This window comes from Natronococcus amylolyticus DSM 10524 (assembly GCF_000337675.1).
In the GTDB taxonomy this organism is placed as follows: Archaea; Halobacteriota; Halobacteria; order Halobacteriales; family Natrialbaceae; genus Natronococcus; species Natronococcus amylolyticus.
Genome location: NZ_AOIB01000025.1, coordinates 83936 through 105246 on the forward strand (window position 1 = coordinate 83936; position 21311 = coordinate 105246).

22 protein-coding genes are annotated in these 21311 nt (G+C 66.1%); 17 read left to right on the forward strand and 5 right to left on the reverse strand.

The annotated features are described in order from the left end of the window. Positions 1-32: 32 nt before the first annotated feature. A complete protein-coding gene (locus C491_RS11480) occupies positions 33-1889 on the reverse strand; it encodes a molybdopterin biosynthesis protein (protein WP_005556348.1) in 1857 nt (618 codons plus the stop codon). 85 nt (positions 1890-1974) lie between these two features. On the opposite strand from C491_RS11480, the gene C491_RS11485 reads away from it, so the two are divergent. From C491_RS11485 to C491_RS11505, 5 genes are all read left to right on the forward strand, one after another. After that, positions 1975-3111, forward strand: a complete 1137-nt coding sequence (locus C491_RS11485) for an EstA family serine hydrolase (RefSeq protein WP_005556349.1) — start codon at positions 1975-1977, stop codon at positions 3109-3111. A gap of 92 nt (positions 3112-3203) precedes the next feature. After that, a complete protein-coding gene (locus C491_RS11490) occupies positions 3204-3548 on the forward strand; it encodes a toxin-antitoxin system TumE family protein (protein WP_005556351.1) in 345 nt (114 codons plus the stop codon). After that, complete coding sequence (locus C491_RS11495) at positions 3545-3937, forward strand: HVO_A0114 family putative DNA-binding protein (protein WP_005556353.1); 393 nt, start codon at positions 3545-3547, stop codon at positions 3935-3937. Before C491_RS11490 ends, C491_RS11495 begins: the two co-directional genes overlap by 4 nt. Positions 3938-4125: 188 nt before the next feature. Next, positions 4126-4347, forward strand: a complete 222-nt coding sequence (locus C491_RS11500; RefSeq protein WP_005556356.1) for a hypothetical protein — start codon at positions 4126-4128, stop codon at positions 4345-4347. A 49-nt stretch (positions 4348-4396) separates the two neighbouring features. Beyond that, on the forward strand, positions 4397-4816 hold the full coding sequence (locus C491_RS11505) for an SHOCT domain-containing protein (RefSeq protein ID WP_005556357.1): 420 nt from the start codon (positions 4397-4399) through the stop codon (positions 4814-4816). A gap of 81 nt (positions 4817-4897) precedes the next feature. Here C491_RS11505 and C491_RS11510 read toward each other — a convergent pair whose 3' ends face one another. Further along, positions 4898-6166, reverse strand: a complete 1269-nt coding sequence (locus C491_RS11510; RefSeq protein ID WP_005556359.1) for a molybdopterin molybdotransferase MoeA — start codon at positions 6164-6166, stop codon at positions 4898-4900. Positions 6167-6285: 119 nt separating this feature from the next. Here C491_RS11510 and C491_RS11515 point away from each other — a divergent pair, with 119 nt between their 5' ends. The 5 genes from C491_RS11515 (at position 6286) to C491_RS11535 (ending at position 10297) form a co-directional block, all read left to right on the forward strand. Beyond that, positions 6286-6654, forward strand: a complete 369-nt coding sequence (locus C491_RS11515; RefSeq protein ID WP_005556361.1) for an Hsp20/alpha crystallin family protein — start codon at positions 6286-6288, stop codon at positions 6652-6654. Positions 6655-6720: 66 nt separating this feature from the next. Further along, positions 6721-8328 (forward strand): ABC1 kinase family protein, encoded by a 1608-nt coding sequence (locus tag C491_RS11520; protein WP_005556363.1) that lies wholly within the window; start codon positions 6721-6723, stop codon positions 8326-8328. Between the two features lie 148 nt (positions 8329-8476). Continuing rightward, complete coding sequence (locus C491_RS11525) at positions 8477-9532, forward strand: enolase-like domain-containing protein (RefSeq protein ID WP_005556365.1); 1056 nt, start codon at positions 8477-8479, stop codon at positions 9530-9532. Positions 9533-9667: 135 nt separating this feature from the next. Further along, on the forward strand, positions 9668-10087 hold the full coding sequence (locus C491_RS11530; RefSeq protein ID WP_005556367.1) for a hypothetical protein: 420 nt from the start codon (positions 9668-9670) through the stop codon (positions 10085-10087). Positions 10088-10093: 6 nt separating this feature from the next. Continuing rightward, the gene (locus tag C491_RS11535) at positions 10094-10297 is read left to right on the forward strand and encodes a helix-turn-helix transcriptional regulator (protein ID WP_005556369.1); all 204 of its coding nucleotides are present in this window, start codon (positions 10094-10096) and stop codon (positions 10295-10297) included. A gap of 423 nt (positions 10298-10720) precedes the next feature. On the opposite strand, the gene C491_RS11540 is transcribed toward C491_RS11535, so the two are convergent. Continuing rightward, positions 10721-12586 (reverse strand): multicopper oxidase family protein, encoded by a 1866-nt coding sequence (locus tag C491_RS11540; RefSeq protein WP_005556371.1) that lies wholly within the window; start codon positions 12584-12586, stop codon positions 10721-10723. Between the two features lie 381 nt (positions 12587-12967). Here C491_RS11540 and C491_RS11545 point away from each other — a divergent pair, with 381 nt between their 5' ends. After that, positions 12968-14071, forward strand: a complete 1104-nt coding sequence (locus C491_RS11545; protein ID WP_005556373.1) for an aminotransferase class I/II-fold pyridoxal phosphate-dependent enzyme — start codon at positions 12968-12970, stop codon at positions 14069-14071. 30 nt (positions 14072-14101) lie between these two features. On the opposite strand, the gene C491_RS11550 is transcribed toward C491_RS11545, so the two are convergent. Beyond that, entirely contained in the window at positions 14102-14647 is a 546-nt protein-coding gene (locus C491_RS11550; RefSeq protein WP_193787535.1) for a hypothetical protein, read from the reverse strand. 147 nt (positions 14648-14794) lie between these two features. On the opposite strand from C491_RS11550, the gene C491_RS11555 reads away from it, so the two are divergent. The 3 genes from C491_RS11555 to C491_RS11565 all read left to right on the forward strand — a co-directional run bounded on the left by C491_RS11555 (position 14795) and on the right by C491_RS11565 (position 16468). After that, on the forward strand, positions 14795-15169 hold the full coding sequence (locus C491_RS11555; protein WP_005556377.1) for a translation initiation factor IF-5A: 375 nt from the start codon (positions 14795-14797) through the stop codon (positions 15167-15169). Next, the gene (gene speB / locus C491_RS11560) at positions 15169-16020 is read left to right on the forward strand and encodes an agmatinase (RefSeq protein ID WP_005556379.1); all 852 of its coding nucleotides are present in this window, start codon (positions 15169-15171) and stop codon (positions 16018-16020) included. The genes C491_RS11555 and speB overlap by 1 nt, the downstream gene beginning before the upstream one ends. A gap of 94 nt (positions 16021-16114) precedes the next feature. Continuing rightward, complete coding sequence (locus C491_RS11565; RefSeq protein ID WP_049891795.1) at positions 16115-16468, forward strand: DUF7344 domain-containing protein; 354 nt, start codon at positions 16115-16117, stop codon at positions 16466-16468. Between the two features lie 71 nt (positions 16469-16539). On the opposite strand, the gene C491_RS11570 is transcribed toward C491_RS11565, so the two are convergent. Continuing rightward, complete coding sequence (locus C491_RS11570) at positions 16540-17457, reverse strand: acetamidase/formamidase family protein (RefSeq protein WP_005556384.1); 918 nt, start codon at positions 17455-17457, stop codon at positions 16540-16542. Positions 17458-17559: 102 nt separating this feature from the next. Here C491_RS11570 and C491_RS11575 point away from each other — a divergent pair, with 102 nt between their 5' ends. The 3 genes from C491_RS11575 to C491_RS11585 all read left to right on the forward strand — a co-directional run bounded on the left by C491_RS11575 (position 17560) and on the right by C491_RS11585 (position 21238). Beyond that, positions 17560-17754 (forward strand): cold-shock protein, encoded by a 195-nt coding sequence (locus C491_RS11575; protein ID WP_005556387.1) that lies wholly within the window; start codon positions 17560-17562, stop codon positions 17752-17754. Between the two features lie 94 nt (positions 17755-17848). Continuing rightward, positions 17849-18493, forward strand: a complete 645-nt coding sequence (locus C491_RS11580) for a class I SAM-dependent methyltransferase (protein ID WP_005556388.1) — start codon at positions 17849-17851, stop codon at positions 18491-18493. A gap of 267 nt (positions 18494-18760) precedes the next feature. Further along, positions 18761-21238: a cbb3-type cytochrome c oxidase subunit I gene (locus tag C491_RS11585; protein WP_005556390.1), complete on the forward strand. Its 2478-nt coding sequence runs from the start codon at positions 18761-18763 to the stop codon at positions 21236-21238. Positions 21239-21311 lie beyond the last annotated feature (73 nt).

The following is a 21311-nucleotide window of genomic DNA, read 5'->3' on the forward strand; positions in this document are numbered from 1 at the left end:
CGCTGTTCAGCCGGCGGTGACTCTCATCCTCGCTAACGCCCGTTCGCCACGTCGTCGAGGGCGGCCTCGAGTTCCTCGACGCCGGGCTTCTCGAGTCGGTCGGGGTTCGCGAGCACTCGAACCGGCTGGGTGCCCAGCGAGACGAACCCCAGGTTGAGACGGTCGGCGGTCTCTCGAAGCCCGAGGCCGGCGTCGGCCTCGTCCGCGATCACCTTTCGCGCGGGGCTCTCGTGGGCGCGCAACCCGAGGTCGAAGCCGACGATCGAGTCGACGATCGCGTGGCGCTCGACCTCGCGCTCCTCGGCGAGGTCGGCGACCGCGGCGCCCACACTCGAGCGCAGCCCGGAGTCGGTCGTCCGGTTGACGAAGCGGTGGTCCTCGTCGACCAGATCGGCCAGCCCGTCGATCCGATCGGGGTTGCCGGGTTTCACGAGCAGTCCCCACTCGCGTTCCCAGCTACCCAGCTCCTCGGCGTCGACGTCTCTCTCGGTCGGTCCCGCGACGACTGCGACGTCCGGAACGCCCTCTCGGAGCCGGCGGAGACCGGGCCGGGACCCTACGGAGAGATATCGCGGGTTGTCCAGCCCGTCGAGCAGCCGCGACAGCGTCGGGTCGTCCTCGCCGACGCCGAGCAGCGTCGGCGGCCGAACGTCCGGCGAGAACAGCGAGACCGTGACGGATTCACCGGTCTCGAGGTAGTCGGTTCCGGGATCGACCTCGACGACGCCGTCGGCCTCCGCGAGACTGGTCGTCGCGCCGCTGCCCTTGTCGACGGGGTAGACCAGCGTCTCGCCGTCGCCGTCGCGGACGACGCCGACCGGCATCAGCCGCAGCCGCCCCTCGTCGTAGCGCTCCTGTCTGGCCATCCGGCCCTCGAGGGTCGCCGTCTCGGTCTCGGGGAGGCCGGCCGCCTCGCGGATCGCGGGCGCGACGAACGTCCGGAAGACCATCATCGCGGAGACGGGGTAGCCCGGTAGCCCGACGTATGCCGAGTCTTCCAGTCGGCCTACGAGCATCGGCTTCCCGGGTTTGACGCCGACGCCGTGGAGCAGCAGTTCGCCCTGCTCTTCGATTACACGGTAGATGACGTCGACCGCGCTCGCGCTGGTCGAACCCGACGAGAGCACGAGGTCACACTCCGCTGCGGCCTCGCGGAGCACACGTTCCATCTCGTCTTGTTCGTCGCCCGCGTGGGGGTAGAGCACCGCCTCGCCGCCGGCGTCCTCGACGCCGGCGGCGATCGTGTAGCTGTTGACGTCGTAGATCTCGCCGCGGTCGCTGTCGACCGCCTCGCCCGGGCGGACGAGTTCGTCGCCCGTCGAGACGATCCCCACCTTCGGCTTCGAGCGCACCGGAACGTCGTCGGCTCCGAGCGCCGACAGCAGCCCGATATCTCGCGGCGTGATCCGGGTTCCGGGACCGAGCGCGCGCTCGCCCGCGGCGACGTCGGCACCGGCGAACATGACGTTGTCGCCGGGCGCGACCGAGGTGCGGATCTGGACGGAGTCTCCTGCGGCGGTGGTTCTCTCCACGGGCACCATCGCGTCCGCGCCCGTCGGCATCACCGCGCCGGTCGAGATCTCGACGGCCTCGCCCTCGCCGACGGCGACGTCGGGCTCCTCGCCAGCGTGAACCTCGCCCGCGAGCTCGAGCTCCGCGGGGTCGGCCTCGTCGGCGCCGAACGTGTCCCGCGCGCGAAGCGCGTAGCCGTCGAGGCTCGCCCGGTCGAAGCCGGGGACGTCGAGTTCGGCGTCCAGTCGCGCCACGAGCACCCGTCCGCGAGCGTCGGCCAGCGAGACGTGGTCGATACCGCCCTCGAGCGAGAGCGAGCGGATCGCCTCGCGGGCCTCCTCGGGGGAGGCGAGATCGCGAAATTCCTTGCGGTCCATACCCGGAGTTATCGGGCCGGGGCTAAAAACGTCGGTCGATCGCCGCGGGGGAACGGTTACAAGACCGACGCCAGTTAGACGGAGTATGTCACGGCTCGAGCCAGCCGATCGGGATCGGATCGCGGCGCTGTTCGACCGCCACCTCGAGGTCGGTCTCCACCACGGCGCCCAGCTGGCCGTTTACGTCGATGGCGAACAGGTTCTCGACCTCGCGGGCGGGACGACGGGTCCCGACGGTCGGGAGACGACTCCCGAGACGCGCCACGTGCTGTTCTCCTGTACGAAACCGTACGCCGCGGCCGCGCTGCACGCGCTCGTCGACGACAGCGCGCTCGCCTACGACGACCGGGTCGTCGACCACTGGCCCGAGTTCGCCGACCCTGGAAGCGAGAAGGCCGAGATCACCGTCCGGCAGGTGCTCAGCCACACGGCCGGACTCCCGGAGAGCGCGCTCGACGACCGTCCCGACCTGTGGCCCGAGTGGGGGCGCGTCGTGGAGGGACTCGAGGACGCCGACCTCGTCTCGACGCCCGGCGAGGAGCCGGCCTACCACGCGCTCACGTTCGGCTGGCTCGTCGGGGAACTCGTTCGTCGCGTCTCGGGCGCACGGATCGAGACGGTCGCCGCCGATCGCGTGTTCGATCCGCTCGGGATGGACGACACGGGGATCGGCCTGCGCGACCACGAACCCGACGACGTCGCCACGCTCGCCGCCTTCGACGCCTTCGATCGCTGCCGGGACCCGGCGGAGGGGTTGGGCGACACCGCGTCGGTCGCCGCGCCGTTCAACACCGAGGCGATCCACCGGGCCGTGATCCCCGCGGGGAACGGGATCGGCACCGCCCGCGACATGGCCCGTTTTTACGCCTGCCTCGCGCACGGAGGCGAACTCGAGGGCACCCGCATCCTCTCGGAGTCGACAGTCGACGCGATGACCAGGCTCGAGGCCGAGACCGACGACGACGGCACCCTCTCGAGGCCCCGACGGTACGGGCTCGGCGTCTACAAGGGCGGCACGCCCGCGAGTCCGTTCGGCTCGCTGGCGCCCGAGCGCGCCTTCGGCCACGCGGGCCTGGGCAGCAGCGTCGGCTGGGCCGATCCCGAAACGGAAGTTGCGTTCTCCTACGTCACTAACGGCGTCCGGGACGGTTCCTACGAGCACGTGGCCCGAGTGAACGCTCTCGCGGACGCGGTTCGGCTCGCGCTCTCCGGGGCGACGTAGCGTCTGACGTATCAAGAGTAGCTACTTCTGGTCCGAAACGTGATATTGGTACGAACGCTTATTCCGTTGGCTACCTAACCAACGGGTAGAGGATGGGCCCTGACGAAGACGACCTCGATGGGTACGAACGGGCCAACGTATACGAAGATGGGACGGTGGTTCGGATCTCCATCCGCAGGACGAACGACCCCTCGTATCCGTCGGGATGGCGCTACACGTTCCACTACGGAGCGATCTCGGCGAGCGAAGCAACCCTCGAGGACGGAACCATCCGGAGATACGACAACGCACACGAGGAGACGAAGGGCCACGAACTGCATGTGGCTCCAGACCCTGATCCAGCGGGTATCGACTTTCCGGGAATCGAGGCGCTGTACGAGCGGTTCTGGCGGGAGATACCGAAGCCGGAATTCGACCAGCAAGGTGAAATTCGATGACAAAAAACGTGCTGTTAGTAACGATCGGCAGTGGTGACGAACTGTACGACGACGGCCTGAATGCGATTCAGGCACTCAAAGACGGGGAATCAATCGACGCGCCGGCGATCATTACGTTTCCGAACGAGAAGATGCTGAGTGACGTGTTCAACGACCGTACGTACACGCTGCTCCGAACAATCCGAGAGGAGCAACCGACGAGTATCCGCGAAACTGCGGCTCTCGTCGACCGAGACAAAAAGAACGTCCACGAAGAACTCACGACGCTGGAAGCGCTCGGTGCCATCTCCTTCGAGGACGATGGCTACGCAAAGAAACCGACCTTCCCCTACAGCGACCTCATTATCAAACCCTTCCGAAGCGACGAAAACGCGTCCGTAGTCGCTTGAGTCACACGACTCGAGTGGACCCCGGGTTTTGGTACTCGTGTGCCCGATTCTGAGCGGCGTTCGTTCGTGGGGGCTGGTAGCTGCATCGACTGTACCGGCCCCGAAGCGAGAGTCGTGTCGTCCTACGTCACCAACGACATCCGGGGCGACGTAGAACCTATCTTGTTTCTCGAGGCCGAACGGCCGGCATGGTACGACTCCGACGCCTGGCCGTCGTCGCGGCGCTGGCCTGGACCGCGACGGCGCTGGCCCAGTTCGTCGCCTGGACGACGACCGAGGAGAACGAACGGATCGAGTGGACCGAACGCCGGAACCTATTCCTGCTGTGCTCGAGCCTCTCGACGAACGCGCTGGTGTTTACGACGATCTACCGGTACGCGAGGAGGTGCCGGCGCGGTCGCGGCGAGTAGCGGCGGTCGGGGCGCAGTCGCTTTGTGGATGCCGCTCGATACGCACAGTATGACGTTCGATGCCCGCGAGTTCGTCGCCGAGGACTGCTGGCTCCTGATCGGCGTCGTCACGTTCGCACTGCTCAGTCTCGTCGGGCTCGCCGGTCTCGAGGCACTGGCTGGCGTCATCGCGATCGTGGGCTGGTTCCTGCTCGTGCCGCTGTTCCTGTTCTGGGGCGAGGAGATCGCCGACATCGCCCTCGGCGACGACTCGAAGCCGGACCACACCGTCGACGACCCGTTCGAGGAGCTCAAACGCCGGTACGCCGTCGGCGAGATCGACGACGAGGAGTTCGAGCGACGGATCGATCGCCTCGTCGGGATCGACGGTGCGTTCGAGGACGTGTTTTCCGAGGCCGAGACGGCCTCGAAGCCGTCGGAAACGGAGACGTCCGCTCCGCGGGAGCGAGAACTCGACGAGAACCGGTGAGTCGGGACGTCTATCGGTTGTCGCGGACAGCGTGACCGTCGAGAGGGACGGCTGGTCACCTCGCGCTGGGGGGCGGTTTCGTCAGGGGTGCGATTCCCAATCCTGGACGGCGACCGTCTCCCCGGCGGGGATCCCCTCGAGCCCGTCGTCGACGACGACCCAGCCGTCGGCCAGGGCGACGCTCGAGAGCACGCCCGACCCGCTGGCTCGCGTCGGCGTCGCCGCGAACGCGGGGCCGTCATCGTCCTCGCGCTCCTCAAGTTGGACCCGTGCGAACGTTCGGGTGCCGGGTTCGCTGGGGATCTTGCGCTCGAGGACGGCCGGCGTGGTCGGATGGGGATCGGGAGCCGTCCCCTCGAGCCGGCGCAGCGTCGGCCGGAGGAACTGGACGGCGTTGACGATGCAGGCGACGGGGTACCCCGGGAGCGCGAGAACGGGGGTGTCCTCGACGATCCCGAGACAGACCGGATGGCCGGGTTTGAGCCCGACCCCGTGGACGAGCACCTCGCCGAGGTCGTCGATCACCTCGGGCAGCAGATCCCGCTCACCCACGGAGGAGCCGCCGGTGGTGACGACGACGTCCTTCGTCAGATCGCGCTGAATGGCCACGCGAAGGGACTCGGCGTCGTCGGTGACCACGTCCCGATAGGTCGCGTCGGCTCCCCAGCGCTCGACCATCCGCGAGACGGTGAGCCCGTTGGTCTCGATGACCTCGCCGGGCCCCGGTTCGCCGTCAACGAGCTCCTCGCCGGTCGGGATCACGCCGACGGTCGGCCGCTGTGCGACCTCGAGGCGGCCGTAGCCGACCGACCGCAACAGCCCGAGATCGGAGGGACGCAGCCGGTGGCCGGCCCCGTACAGCCCCTCGCCTTCCGTGACGTCCTCGCCGATCGGGGCGACGTTCTCCCCCTCGGCGACGGCGTCGCCGACCTCGAGCTCGCCGACGTCCGCGAGCTCCTCGACGTGTTCGATCATCACGACGGCGTCGGCCCCGTCGGGCAGCGCGCTTCCCGTGTGGACCCGGACGGCCGTCTCGGGATCGACCGGTCCGTCGCGGTCGCCGATCCGCAACACCTCGGGGGATCGATCGGACGCGCCGAAGGTGTCCCCCGCCCGGACGGCGTAGCCGTCCATCGCCGCCCGTTGGTAGTGTGGTACGTTTCTCGCGGCCGTGATCGGTGCCGCCAGTACCCGCCCGTCCGCTCGCTCGAGCGGTACTGTCTCGGTGCCCGTCGGCGGGTCGTCGACGTCGCTCTCGACGGCCGCCTCGGTGAGAATTCGGCGCGCCTCGTCGACGGGCGTTCGCTCCTTGAACCCCGCCTCCTTGCGCTCGCTGTCGGCTCCTTCCATACGCTGACTCGGGTCGGCGGGACCCAAAAGGGTACGGGACGCCACCTCGGGCTCCCGGCGCTCGCCCGGAATCGACCGCTACCGCGGGGTTTTTCGTACCCGCGTTCGAACCCACGGCCATGTCAACGCTGCGCGACGCGTTGCGGGACCTCTCGGACGACGTTTTCTTCGATCTGCTCGAGAGTGACGACGCGTACCTCCTCGTATTGGACGTTCCCGGCGCCACGCCGGAGTCGGTCTCCGTCTCGGTCGCCGAGGAGACGATCGCCATCGAGGCGCGCCGCGAGAAGCTCGACGACGGGGAGTACCGGTACCTCGAGGAGAACCGGCCGCTCCTGCTCGACGTCGAGCTGCCGCTCCCCGACGACGCCGCGAGCGAGACGGCGACGGCCGTCGAACGCGGTGTCCTCGAGCTGACCGTTCCGAAGCGCCCGGCGGACGGCAGCGAGACACCACTGGATTCTGTCGAGCGCGAGAACGCGGGGTGACCGAGGCTGGCAACACTCCGCGCGTACCGCCGGTTCGTCGTCGTTGCCTGGCAGTTCCTCCCGCTGTTGATCGCGTACGCCCGTGACCGCCGCCGGTTCCTGCTGTTCGGCCGACGGCGACGGGTCGACCCGGAGACGCGACGACGCCGCGCACAGACCCTGCTCGAGTCGCTTCTGACACTCGGCCCGACGTTCATCAAGCTCGGCCAGCTGCTCTCGACGCGTCCCGACGTCCTTCCCCCGGAGTACATCGAGGAGCTGGCGGCCCTGCAGGACGACGTGCCACCCGCCGACTGGTCCGAAGCGAAGACCGTCCTCGAGGACGAGCTCGGAACGCTCGAGGAGCGCTTCGCGGAGTTCGACACCGAGGCGATCAGCGGGGCGAGCCTTGGTCAGGTCTACCGCGCACGGGTCGACGGCGACCCCGTCGCGGTGAAGATCCGACGTCCGGAGATCGAGTCACTGGTCGAGGCCGACCTGCGGGTCATCCGCTGGTCACTGCCGCTTCTGCTGTACTTCGTCGACGAGTCCCGATCGTTCTCGCTCGAGAACCTCGCCGACGAGTTCGCGAAGACGATCCGCGAGGAGATGGACTACGAGCGGGAGGCGGCGATGCTGACCGAGATCCGCTCGAACTTCGCAAGCGACGATCGAATTCGTATTCCCGAGGTCCTCGAGAGCCACTCCGGGTCGCGCGTGCTCACGATGGAGTACGTGCCGGGGACGAAGATCAACGACGTCGAGGCGCTGGATCGAAAGGGGATCGACCGAAGCCAGGTCGCGGAGACCCTCCAGCGGGCGTACCTCCAGATGATCATCGACGACGGCGTCTTTCACGCCGACCCCCATCCCGGTAACCTCGCGGTGACCGACGAGGGGGCGATCATCTTCTACGACTTCGGGATGTCCGGCCGGGTCGACGAGTTCGTCCAGGGGAAGATCGTCGACTTCTACATCGCGGTCGCCAACCAGGATATCGACGCCATCCTGGACGCGCTGATCGAGGTCGGCACCCTGAGTCCGGATGCGGATCGGGCGGTGATGGCCGAGGTGATGGAGCTCGCGATCCAGGACGCCCGCGGCCAGGAGATCGAGCAGTACCGCGTCCAGCAGATCGTCGGCCAGATCGAGGACTCGATCTACGAGTTCCCGTTCCGGCTGCCGAAGAACCTCGCGCTCGTCCTGCGGGTCGCGACCGTCGTCGAGGGCGTCTGTGTCACGCTCGACGAGAACTTCGACTTCATTGACACCGCGACCGACTACCTGACCGAACAGGGCTACCGCGAGGAGTCCATCCGTCAGTACGCCGAACAGACGGGTCGCCAGCTCCGCGAGTCCGGCGAGTCGCTGACCCGACTCGCGCCCAAAACCGAGCGCACGCTGGATCGGCTCGACCGGGACAACCTCTACGTCCGCATCGGTATCGAAGACGAAGAGGGGGTCCTCGACAAACTCGCAAAGCGGCTGGTCTACGGCCTGCTGCTGACGATGTCGCTGTTCTCGATGGGCGTACTGTACGCCTTGGAAGCGCCGGAGGCGTCGGTCGTCGCCGCCGTCCTTTCGGCCGTACTTATCGTCCAGCTTTACCGATCGTTCCGCGACAGGAGCAGCTCCTTGCAAGCGAAACCGCAGTTCACCCGCCAGAACCTCCGCCAGCGCCGTCGCGAGGAGTGAACGGTTTGGGATAACGATTTTCCGGAGCGACCGCGGGGCGGCTCGCGGTCTCCGGAACTTGCGTACAGGCAGGTGCCCGTACGAATCGAGAAGGGGACGAGGCCGCCGCCACTACAACCTTCTTTCCGCTGGCCGTTGAGACCTATCCATGAGTTACGATCGGATCGCTGACCTGTCGCTGACGATCGACGACGTCTCGAGGGAGCGCCTCGAGCGCGAGACCTCGAGCGGGTTCACCCGTGTCACCACCGAGTTCTCGCTCGAGGGTCCCGACGGCGTCGTCGGGAAGGGCGAGGACGTCACCTACGAGACCGAGGACCACGACGCGCTCGCCGAGAGCGGGTTGCCCGATCTCACGGGCGAGTACACGATCGACTCCTTCTCGAGCCGACTCGACGACCTCGATCTGTTCCCAGCGGGCGCGCCCGACCGCGAGGTATTCCGGAACTACCGCCGGTGGGGCCTCGAGGCCGCCGCGCTCGACCTCGCGCTTCGCCAGGCCGGGACGGATCTGGCGTCGCGACTCGAGACCGAGTACGAACCCGTCCGCTTCGTCGCCAGCACGCGACTCGGCGACGACCCTTCCACTGATCGGGTCGAGGAACTGCGCGAGGCGGTTCCGGGTCTCGAGTTGAAGCTCGATCCGACGCCCGAGTGGGACGCCGCGCTGGTCGAGGAGCTGGCGGCGATCGACGCCGTCCGCATCCTCGACCTGAAGGGCCAGTACAGCGGCACCGAGGTCGACGTCGAGGTCAGCCCCGAACTGTACGAACGGCTGATCGAGGGCTTTCCGGTGGCCGTGCTCGAGGACCCCGCGCTCGAGGCGAGCACCGAGGAGCTGTTCGAGGACGAGAACGTTCGCTCGCGGACCTCCTGGGACGCACCGATTCACGGCCTCGCGGACGTCGAGGAGCTGCCGTGGGAACCCGAGTGGCTCAACATCAAACCCTCGCGCTTCGGCTCGCTCGAGTCGCTGCTCGAGACGATCGACTACTGTCAGGAACGCGGAATGACGCTGTACGGCGGCGGCCAGTTCGAACTCGGTGTCGGCCGGGGCCAGCTGCAGGCGCTGGCGTCGGTGTTCTATCCCGACACGCCCAACGACGTCGCGCCGGGTGCGTACAACGATCCCGAGGTGACTGGCGAGTTGCCGGCGAGTCCGCTCGAGCCGCCCGCCGATTCCGAGGGCTTTCGCTGGTCCTGAGGCGACGAGGAAGGGCTGGGTTCGCCTGTTCTCCACCGGATTCCGTCCGGATCTGCTGAAATAGCCGATCTCCGAACAGCCGCTAGTTTTATTACCAGCTGTAAAGTATGCTTTACTGTAAAAGGTGCTTTACACATGAACATCACCCGCAACTCGGTCAGTATCGGCAAGCGGACGTACGAACGGACTGTCTGGATACTGGTGGGTCTCGGCTGTCTCGGCCTCTGGTCGGGTATCTACCTCGATGCACAACTCGCCGGAACGATCACCTACCTCGTGGCAGTCTGGGTCGCGATGGGGATCGCGTTCGGCTTACCGCGCGTTACCGAGACGAAACTGTCCGACGAACGCGACGAAGCACATCACAACCGCGCCAGCGGTCTCATGTTCTCGATCGCGGCGATCGCAACGATCAGCGTCGTTCCAGCGCTCTACGTTCTCGACGCCGGCGGATACTTTACCATCACGTCGACGATGTGGGGCGGAATATACGTTCTGTCGGCTCTCGCGCTCCTCTACGGGCTCTGCTACGGAATCGTACTCTGGCGCAACTAACAATCGATGGATAATCAGGTCACAGAACGTCGGAACGAACGAGATCTGAGTCAAGGCGAACTCGCCGAAGCCGTCGACGTAACCCGTCAGACGATCAATTCGATCGAGCGCGAACGGTACGATCCATCGCTGGAGCTGGCGTTCAAGCTGGCGGCGTACTTCGACTGTCGCGTCGACGATCTGTTCGATCCGGATCTCGACGGCGAGTGACCCGATACGCCCCTCGTGAACCCCGGAGTCGCAGAGAGCGCTCCGGGGCCTCCGGCCCCGGGTCGACACCGGGTCGATTCGCTTCGTCCCGGTCGGCGGTACGAGCGAGGCTTGCCTCGGAATCCCTCGTTCTGGTGATCGAGGTGATCGAGCTGGGGCCCGAGCAGTTCGCACACGAGCACGACGAAGGGATTGTTCGCTCCAGATCCCACGAGCGCCGTCTCTTCGGGTGAGGTACTCGCTGCCGGTGGTCTATCGAGGATGGAAGGCATGACTTCGCGTTCGAGTGTGTACTCTTCGGGCGGACCCGCCTGTAGCTGCCCGATTCGTCGACGAAGACCGTCCAGTCGGACACGCCACCGGTTGCTTCGACCGTCACGTCGACGGTCCGTGGGCTGTCCGCACCGTCCGAACGCCCACCGGTTACCCGCCGTGACTCTCGTGGGTGTGGTCGTCGCCGTCCTCGGTCGCCGATTCTGTCTCGCCGTCTGCCGACGTGTCGCCGCCGTCCCCCTCGTCACCGGCTGATCGGGGACCGACCTTAAGCGGACGCATCATGTCGTGATCTTCGTGCTCGAGCATGTGACAGTGCCACATGTACTCTCCCGTCTGATCGGTGAACAGCCCCTCGTACTCCCCGAAGTGGGCGATGATGTGAACGACTTCCGCAGGGTCGACGGTCACGACGTCGTTCCAGCCCAGTTCGTACGGCTCAGGGCTTTCGAGTGCGCCGAGATCGATCGTGTCCTCGTCCGGATCGTAGTCACCAACCGGCTGTCGCCCGAGCACTTGGAAGTGGACGAGGTGGAGGTGGACCGGGTGGGACATGCTGGTGTGGTTCGCCAGACTCCAGATTTCAGTGTCGCCGAGCGTCGGCGTCTCAGTAGCCGGGCCCATCATCGGGATGCCGGATGGTTCGTCCGCCGTGCCAAGCAAATGAAGCGCCCGGTCGTCCTCGTCGGTGTCGTGTGCGAGCGTCAGGTACCGCTCGGTATCGACCGACTCGACGGGAAGTTCGGGAACCTGGGTCAGTTCACTCGGGAGGAAGCCGACGTCCGCGTCGTCCTCCTCGGTGTCCGTACTGCCCTCGCCGTCCGTGTCGTTCGATTCGGAATCGGCAACCTCTACGAGCATCACTTCGTGGAGCGGGACGACGTCGTCGCTTTCGTCACCGTCGTCATCGTCACCGCCGTCACCACGGTACATCGCAGGCGCGTCGTTGTGCAACAGCACCGTCTCGCCGGCGTAGTCGGAGAAATCGACGACGACGTCGGCCCGTTGGCTCGAACCGAGTTCGAGCCGGTCCTCGAGCTCGACCGGTTCCGGGAGTAGTCCTCCGTCGTTTCCGATCAGGACGAATGGAGGGCCGTCGGCTCCCGTTTCGTCCGCCGATTCGTCGTACTCGACGAGCTCGAGACGGTAGAACCGACTGTTCGACGCATTGAGGATCCGGAGTCGGTAGGGACGGGGTTCCACCGACAGCCGGGACCAGGCTTTTCCGTTGACGACCGGCGTATCGCCGTAGAACTCCGGTACGACAGTTGGGTCGGGGTGGGAGTCGTCGCTGCCGCCTTGCTCGTCCGCCACGGCCGCCGGGTAAAACAGCGAGCCGTCTTCTTCGAAGCTCCGATCCTGGATGGCGAGTGGAATCTCGTACTCGCTGTCCGGGAGGTCGAGCCCCCGTTCGTGGTCGTTTCGAAGGAGGTAGAACCCCGCCAAACCGGCGTAGGCGTTGAGACGCGTGATCCCCTTCGCGTGGTCGTGGTACCACATCGTCGATGGGGGCTGCTCGTTGGCGTAGTAGTAATCCTTCTGCTCGAAGGCGGGCCCCGTCTCCTCGAAATCACGGGTAAACCAGGCCTGTGCGTTCCCGTCGCTCTCGGCCTCGACGTTGCCCCCGTGGAGGTGCGTTACGGTGTGGACGCCCGGCGTATCGTACGGAACCACGTCGGCGTGCAGAGTCGTATCGACAGGCAGGAGGTGTTCGTCCGGCAGGTCGTTTTTCCACCGAACGTAGATCGGTTCACCCTGTTCGGCCTCGATCGTCGGTCCGGGATACTGGCCGTCGTACCCCCAGACAGTCGTCGGCGGCAGGTCACTGTGGAGTCGCTGCTCTACCTCCCGCATCTCTACCTCGTAGTAGGGCTGTCCCTCCTTCGTCCCCGACGGCTCGAGAACCTCCGGTCGGGGAACCTCGTCCACCCACTTCTCGAGTTCGGGTGAGGAGTGGTCGGTGATCGTTGCTTCCGCCTCCGTTACGTCCTCCGACGACGGCTCTGGATCGTCCATCGTACACCCCGCAAACGCTGAAACCCCCGCGACACCAGTTGCAAGGATCAGTTTGCGCCGCGATAGCTCCCGTTCGGGACGCCCGGTGGAAAGGGGCATAGCATACGGTGGTAAGAAAGCCCCCAATATACAGGGATTGACCGTTCCTACGGCGCTGGAATCGAAGCCGAACACGTTACCGGATGATAATTCGACGTTCGTCCGAACCGAGGCTTCGACGAGCGACACGTGCCGAGCAACTGTACGGGTGGGAGAGAGACGAATCGGTGCTTCAGCCCCGTCGATCGACACCCGCTTGGGCCTCGTCCGCGCCCGATTCTCGAGGCCGACGGTCCGGCCGAACCACCAACCCGTATTACCCGCTCCCGCCAACCACCGTGCATGCAGATCGACACGTTCGGCCTCGAGCGCTGGTTCGCGGAGTACGAACACGACGCCGAGATCATGCTCGCCGAGAGCGGCGTCCGCAGCCTCTCGACGGATCGCTTCGACACCGATCTCGGTGACCTTGGGTACGTGATCCCGACGAACGGCGATCCCGACCTCCGGGCTCGGATCGGGGATCGCTACGACCGCGAGGCCGACGAGGTCCTCTGCACGTGTGGCACGCAGGAGGCGAACTTCCTGGCGTTTCTCTCGGTACTGCAGGAGCCGACGCTCGGCGCCGACGGCGCCTCGCCGTCCGGCTCCGCGTCGCGGAGCCCGCACGCCATCGTCGTCACCCCGACCTACCAGGCGCTCCACGCCGTCCCCGACGCCGTCGGCGAGGTGACTCGAGTCCCCCTCGAGCCCCCGACCTGGGAGCTCGACGTCGACGCGGTCGCCGACGCGATCCGCCCCGAAACGAAACTGATCGTTCTGAACAATCCGAACAACCCGACCGGAAGATACCACCCGCTCGAGACGGTCGAGGCGCTGTACGACCTCGCGGCCGACAACGACGCCTACCTGCTCTGTGACGAAGTCTACAGGCTGCTCGCCGAGGATCCGCTGCCGCCCGTCGCGAGCCTCGGCCCGCGTGGCCTCTCGACCGCCAGCCTGTCGAAATCGTACGGGCTCGCCGGCCTGCGCTTCGGCTGGCTGATCGGAAACGAGGACCTGCTCGAGACGGCCTGGAACTGGAAGGACTACACCACCATTTCCCCCTCCACGTTCGGCCAGCACGTCGCGAAACAGGCTCTCGAGCAGGAGGACGAGATCCTCGCCGAAAACCGTGACCTCGTGGCCGATCACCGCAATCGAGTACAGGAATTTCTCGAGAAACACGGCCTCGAGTGGTACGACCCCGTCGGCGTCAACGGCTTCGTGACCGTTCCCGACGGCTACGAGACGGGCAAGGAGTTCTGTCGAGCGGTCCTCGAGGAGGGCGTCGTGCTCGCTCCTGGAGAGTTCTTCGGCCACTCGGATCGGTTTCGGATCGGGTTCGGGTTGCCGACCGAGGAGCTCAAGGAAGGGTTGCGTCGGATCGAACGAGTGCTCGAGTAGCGACGGGTGGGTACGTCGATAGCCGTCCGACTACGACCGACACGGCTGCCACAGCGCCGCGACGGACTCGGCGTCGCCGTCGGCACGCTCGACGTCTCGCCGGAGGTCGAACGCCCGGTAGCGGTCGTCCTCGAGCAATTTCTCGGCCAACTCCACTGGCACCGTCACTCGCCGACACTCGCCGTCGACCAGCAGCCCGTCGGGGCCGAACGTGAACTCGATATCGTACTGTGCGACGTGCTCGTCGTGCTCCTCGATCACTGGATGTATCGCCTCGAGTGCGCTCGCGACGTACTCGAAGGCCAGCTCCATCCCCGGCGCGTCGGTCGTCCCGAGCTCGATTCGGATTTGCGGCACGTACGCTGGTTCGCCCGACTCTTCCCCGAGGACCTCGAGCCGACGAACCCTCGGCGCGCGCTCGAGGTGCGAGCCCGTTTCCGGTCCCATCGAGTCAGCGAGTCGGTCGTCGATCGCCGCCTCGAGCGGGGAGCGACGCCGTGATCGACCGATTCGGACGATCAACACGGCGACAGCGAGGGCGACAACGAGCAGCGACGCCGCGAGCACGGTTCGCATCGTCGGCCCGTTCGCCTCCATCCCCCGAGGCGTTTTCGCTCCGAATCGGATCGGACGAGCCCGCCCGAACGGGCCGTGGTATCGGGTTCCACCCCTTCGAGCGGGCATTCCAAACGGTTTATGGCCGTCGGTTGATTATCCGGCGACATGGCGAAACAGCAGCAAGAAGTTCGTGACCTCCAGGAAGGAAGCTACGTCGTCATCGACGATGCGGCCTGCAAGATCAACTCGTACTCGACGGCCAAGCCCGGTAAACACGGCAGCGCCAAGGCCCGAATCGAGGCCGAGGGCGTCTTCGACGGGAAGAAGCGCTCGCTGTCCCAGCCCGTCGACGCGAAGATCTGGGTCCCGATCGTCGAGCGAAAGCAGGGTCAGGTCGTCTCCGTCGACGGCTCGGACATGCAGGTAATGGACCTCGAGACCTACGAGACGATGACGATGCGCGTTCCGGGCGACCAGGACGTCTCGCCCGACGAGAACATCGAGTTCCTCGAGATGGAAGATCAGCGAAAGATCATATAATGTTCCCCGGGGCGGCCGACGAGCGCGAGCGAGCCGACGCGACGGGAGGGCCCGATCGCTCGGACGCGAACTTCGTGGTCGTCGGTGCGCCCCTGGACGCCTCGACGACCTTTCAGCCGGGGACCCGCTTCGGTCCCCGCCGCATCCGCCACTTTTCGGAGACGTTTGACGACTACGACCACCGGACGAACCAGTATTTTTCGGAGCTGGGCGTCCTCGACCACGGTGACGTCCGCCCGTGGGACGACGTCGGCGAGTACCTCGAGTGGCTCGAGGGAACGGTCCGGGACGTCGTCTGGGACGACGCCGTTCCGCTCGTGCTGGGCGGTGAACACACCGTCACGCTCGCGGGTGCCCGCGCCGTCGAGCCCGAGGCGCTGGTCGTCCTCGACGCCCACCTCGACCTTCGCGAGGAGTACGATGGCAACCGGCTCTCTCACGCCTGCGTCACCCGACGCATTCTCGAGGACGTCGATGGCGTCGAGGAGGCGGTGATCCTCGGGGCCAGAACCGGCAGCGAGGCGGAGTGGGACCGAGCGAGTGAGACCGACGTCACCGTGATCCCGCCCGAGGACGTCGCCGACTGGGAGCCCGACCCGGCGCTGCTCGAGCGCGAGCTGTACTGTAGCGTCGATATCGACGCTGCAGATCCGGGCTACGCGCCGGGAACGGGAACCAAGGAGCCGTTCGGCCTCGAGCCCCGCGAGATGCGCGACGTCGTCCGCACCCTCGCACCCGCGGCGACGGGGTTCGACGTCGTGGAAGTCAACGACCGCGACGACGGACAGGCCGCGGCGCTGGCCGGGAAGCTCGTTCGCGAGTTCGTCTACGCCGGTTCGGGGTCCTCGTAGCCAATCGACTCCACCCCCGTCGGTCACCGACCTGCGGGCACCATCCATACTGGTAAGGGAGGAGGGTTGAACCGTTCGTCGCCTACTGTCGAGTATGCCAGAGTCGGGAGCGAACGACGCGGACCTATCGGCTGTTTGGCACCTCCTCTCGGACCCACGACGTCGATGCGTCCTCGAGCAGGTGTACTCGACCGAGCGAACGACGCTCACGGCGCTCGCTCGCAGGATCGAATCGAGAACCGAGGTCGGTCGGTCCGACGGCGAGACGGGGACGGCGGCGAGTCGCCGCCGGATCGAGATTGCGCTCGCACACGACCACCTCCCGCGGCTCGCAGACCACGGCGTGATCGCGTACGATCCGTCGACCCTCGAGGTCGTTCTGACGGCCGACTTCGAGACCCGACGGCTACTCGAGGCGGTTCTCGAATCGGACGTGGCGGTTCGGTGAGCGATAGTAACAACTGAAACTGTTTGCACACCGATCGCACAGCCGTCGTGCGGTCGGGTGCGCACTGACTTTCAGTAGCTACTATAGAACGGCGACTCGAGGTACGCCTTCGGCACCGCGTTGCGTGCGGTCACCAGCGGATCGACGACCTGGCTGATCTCGAGGCCGCCGACCAGACTCGAGAGCATGTAGGCGTCGGTCGCGTCCCAGCCGTGTTCGGCCGCGAGCAGTTCGACTGCATCGCGGTTTGCTAGCTTACAGGCCTCCTGCAGCGTCTCGGCGCTGGCGATCGTCTTCCAGGCCTCGGCGGTCTCGACCAGCGGCCGCTCGAGACCCGGTTCCGGATCGGAGATCACCTCGAGGGTGACGTCGATCTCGGTGGCGATCTCCGCGCCGGTACCACACATCTCGCCGTCGGCCATCGCCGCCTTGCAGTCGCCCATCGCGAGCATCGCGCCCTCCTGGAACACCGGGAAGTAGGCAACGGAGCCCGCGGTCATGTCGGTCGTGTCGAGGTTCCCGCCGTGGTCGTGGGGAACGAGCGTCGTGTACGACTCCGAGTCGGTCGCGACCCCGATCGTTCCGATCACGGGCGCGACGTCGACCTCGAGGTCGCCGAACGCGAGGGTGTCGCCCTCGACCGACAGCAATCGAGTTCTCGGCGACTCGATCCCCTCCTCGCCGTCGAGCAGGCCGAACCCGCCGATGGTGATCACGCGGCCCTGCTCCTCGGTGAGACGGATCTCCTCGATCTCGACCCGGAGGACGTCGCCGGGCTCGGCTCCCTCGACCGCGATCGGTCCCGTCGCGGCGTTGACCTGCGAGGGGATCGACTCGATGACGTCCGCTTCGGTCCGGATCGTGCCGTCCAGGCTGTCCCTCGTCTCGATCGTCAGCTCGGCACCGGGTTCGACGGTCGTTACCGCCTCGAGGTCGGGGCTGAACTCGTACACTACGCCGTCGTCGTACGTCACCTGTTCACGTTGCATACACTACCTGTTCGAACGGGGAGGTCGTAAAACGGTCCCTCGGGTCGACCGGCGGGGGAACACCCCTCGGATATATATGGTCGGGGGCCGGAGTCAGAGCTAATGCCAACCGGAACGGTCGACTTCTTCAACGACACTGGCGGCTACGGCTTCATCGAGACCGACGAGATCGACGACGACGTCTTCTTCCACATGGAGGACGTCGGCGGCCCCGACCTCGAGGAGGGACAGGAGGTCGAGTTCGAGATCGAACAGGCGGACAAGGGTCCGCGCGCGAAGAACCTCACGCGCCTCTGATCGGATTCGATCGAGAGTTTCGATCCGCGACGGCGAGACGAACGAACAGCGGACGGCGAGCGACGCGGTTTCGGCGGTTCACGGGCTTTCTTTGATGAATTCCGACGACATTCACGACCGATGGGCGGAGCGAACGGGCGCGTACTCGCCGGCGTACTACGCCCACTACGGTCCCAACGAGACGAGCGAACTGCTCGAGGCGATCATCAACCGCGTCGTCGGTCCCGACGCCGCCGTCCTCGAACTGGGCTGTAGCTCGGGGCGCCACCTCGCTCACCTTCACGACCACGGGTACGACGACCTCCACGGCGTCGACATCAACGAGTCGGCGTTCGAGGTGATGGAACGGGTCTACCCCGACCTCGCCGCGGCGGGGGCGTTCACCCACGGCTCGCTCGAGGAGTTCGTCTGCGACCACGGACGGGATCGGTTCGACGTCGTCTACGCGGTCCAGACCCTCCAGCACCTCCCGCCCGAAGCCGAGTGGGTGTTCGACGAGCTGGTTCGGCTGACCGACTCGCTGCTCGTCACGGCCGAGACCGATGCCGACGAATCGACGGCCGACGCCGTCGACGACCCCGACTCGAGCGTAACCGACGTCCGCGACGTCGACGGCGTCCCCCTGTACGTCCGCGACTGGTCGCAGGTATTCGCCGACCGCGGCTGGGTCGAACTCGAGGACGAGGCGACCGTCCTCGACTATCACACGTTCAGGGCGTTTTGCCCGCCGACGAAGTAGCCCGCCGAGCGGGAGCGAGGGAACGAGCCACCCGTATAAAAGCGGCCTTGCGAGCGCACTGGATAGCTTCATACCCGCGACGGTCGAGAGCGTTCCCTTGCCTATGGTTCTCGCGTCCCGAGTTCGAGCGGAGGGGGATCGCCGCAGTTCGACCACGACGGTACACTCGCCCGGAGGCGGTCGACAGATCGGCTCGAGCCGTCCGAGCGGGCGACGGCGCGACCGGGAACGAGAATCGACGAGCGGCCGTTTCGGAGGTGGGCTCGAGTGAGCGACCTTCCGCCACAGACGAGCGTCAGGCGGTGGCTCGTCACGACCAACCACAAGGACGTCGGGATCCTCTACCTGGTGACGGCGCTGTTCTTTCTGGTAGTGGGCGGCGTCCTGGCGCTGCTGTTCCGAGCGCACCTCTGGGAGAGCGGCGGCACCGGGCTGCTGACGGAGAACCAGTTCAACCAGGCGGTCTCGACGCACGGGCTGTTGATGGTGTTCTGGTTCCTCTCGCCAATCGCATCCGGCTTCGCGAACTACTTCGTCCCGCTACAGATCGGCGCGAAGGACCTCGCGTTTCCGCGCCTGAACGCGCTGAGCTACTGGTTTTACCTGTTCTCGGGAATCCTGTTCGGGATCTCGTTCTTCCAGGGAAGTTCCTTCTCGGGGGGATGGACGATGTACGCGCCGCTGAACGTCCCGATGTACACGCCCGCACTCGAGGCGACGACCGGCGGCAACGGCGCCGTGCTCGCGCTGATCCTGTTCGTGCTCTCGATCACGCTCGGTTCGGTGAACTTCATCACGACGATCCATCGTTCGCGGGCGGAGGGGCTCGGCCTGTGGAACATGCCGATGTTCACCTGGACGTGGCTGCTGACCGTCTGGATGATGCTCTTCGCGTTCGCGGCGCTGCTGGCCGCGTTGCTGTTGCAGACGTCCGATCGGATCCTGTTGACCCAGTACTTCGCGACCGATCAGGGGTCGGGGCTGCTGTGGGCGCACCTGTTCTGGTTCTTCGGGCACCCGGAGGTGTACATCGTCTTCTTCCCCGCGCTGGGGATCATGCTCGAGGTGTTCCAGACCTTCACCGGACGCCGGCTCGTCGGCCGCAAGTGGGTCATCATCGCGATGGTCCTCGTTGCCGTCCAGTCGTTTTTGGTCTGGATGCACCACATGTTCCTGACGACGATCAACCTGGAGATCAAGACGCTGATGATGGCGACGACGATCGGCATTTCGCTTCCCTTTGACCTGATCGTCTTCGCGCTGATCTACACGATGGTCAAGGGTCGCGTGCGGATGACGACGCCGTTTCTGTTCGCGCTGGGGGCGCTCGTCCTCTTTATCCTCGGGGGCATTACTGGGGTGTTCCTGGGCGCCGTCGTGCTCGACTACGAGTTCCGGGGCACCTACTGGGTCGTCGCGCACTTCCACTACGTGATGGCCTCCGGGGTCACCGCGCTGGTCGGCGGCCTCTACTACTGGTGGCCGAAGCTCACCGGGCGAATGTACTCCGAGACGCTGGGCAAGCTCAACTTCGCGGTCTACTTCGTCGGCTTCAACCTGCTTTACTTCCCGCAGTTTCTCGCCTGGGAGACGCCCCGTCGTGTCTTTCACTACGCCGAGGGTGCCCAGTTCTACCATCAGCTCTCGACGGTCGGCGCGTTCGTTTTCGGCGCGTCGTTCCTGATCCTTTTCGGGGCGCTCGCCCACAGCCTCGTCGCGGGTCCCCGTGCGCCCGAGAACCCCTGGGAGTTCTCCCGCACCGCCGAGTGGGCGATCCCCTCACCCCCGCCGCTCGAGAACTGGGACGGCCGCCCCAGCTACGCCACGGGCTCCCTCGAGTTCGTCGAGGACTCGGCTGCCCAGGCCGATGGCGGCGTGGCACACGAGAACCGAACCGCTTCCGGGGCCGGCGCGGGAGAGGGACACGCTGATCACGCCAGCATCTGGCCGCTCGGTGTCGGAATCGGAACGTTCGTCTTTTTCCTCGGACTGACGGGGATCACGCCGTACACGATCGGCTTCGCCGAGGGAACCGGCGTTCCGCCCGAGGCGCTCGTCGGGACGGCAGCCGAGCAGAGCATCCTGTACCCGATACTGACCGTGCTGGGCGTGGTGATCATGGGATACACGCTGTTCGAGTTCGGCCGCGAGCGCTTCGTCGTCCCCGAGATGGCCATCGCCGAGCGCTGGCCGTTCGAGGGCGTCGGTAACACGAAGTTCGGCGTCTGGGTGTTCCTGGCGTCCGACGTCGTCGTCTTCGGCGCGATCATCGGCGCCTACGTCTTCATGCGCCTCCACGCGGGCTGGGGCGAGTGGACGACCGTTCCGTTCGCCTCCTGGCCCGGCCTGCTGAACACGTACATCCTGTTGACCTCGAGTTTTACCGTCGTGCTCGCGCTCGTGATGGCCGAGCGAAAGAACAAGCGGGGCCTGCTCGCGACGCTGGGTGCGACCCTCGGTCTCGGGCTGGCGTTCATGGGCGTCAAAGGCTACGAGTACAGCGTGAAGTTCGCCGATGGCGAGTACTGGTGGTACGGGCTCGAGTACTCGATCTACTACGTGACCACGGGGATGCACGCCCTGCACGTCATCTTCGGGCTGTTGATCGCCGGCTTCATGATCTACCGCGTCTGGTCGATCGACGCCTACCTCGAGGACCATCGGCCGGTGGAGTTCTTCGGGCTCTACTGGCACTTCGTCGACATCGTCTGGGTCATCCTCTTCCCACTGTTCTACCTGCTCTAGACCCGTCCGTCCGGTCGCGCTCGCCCGATTCGGCGATTGAACCCGGGACGTTCGTTTCTTTCGTAACGAACAC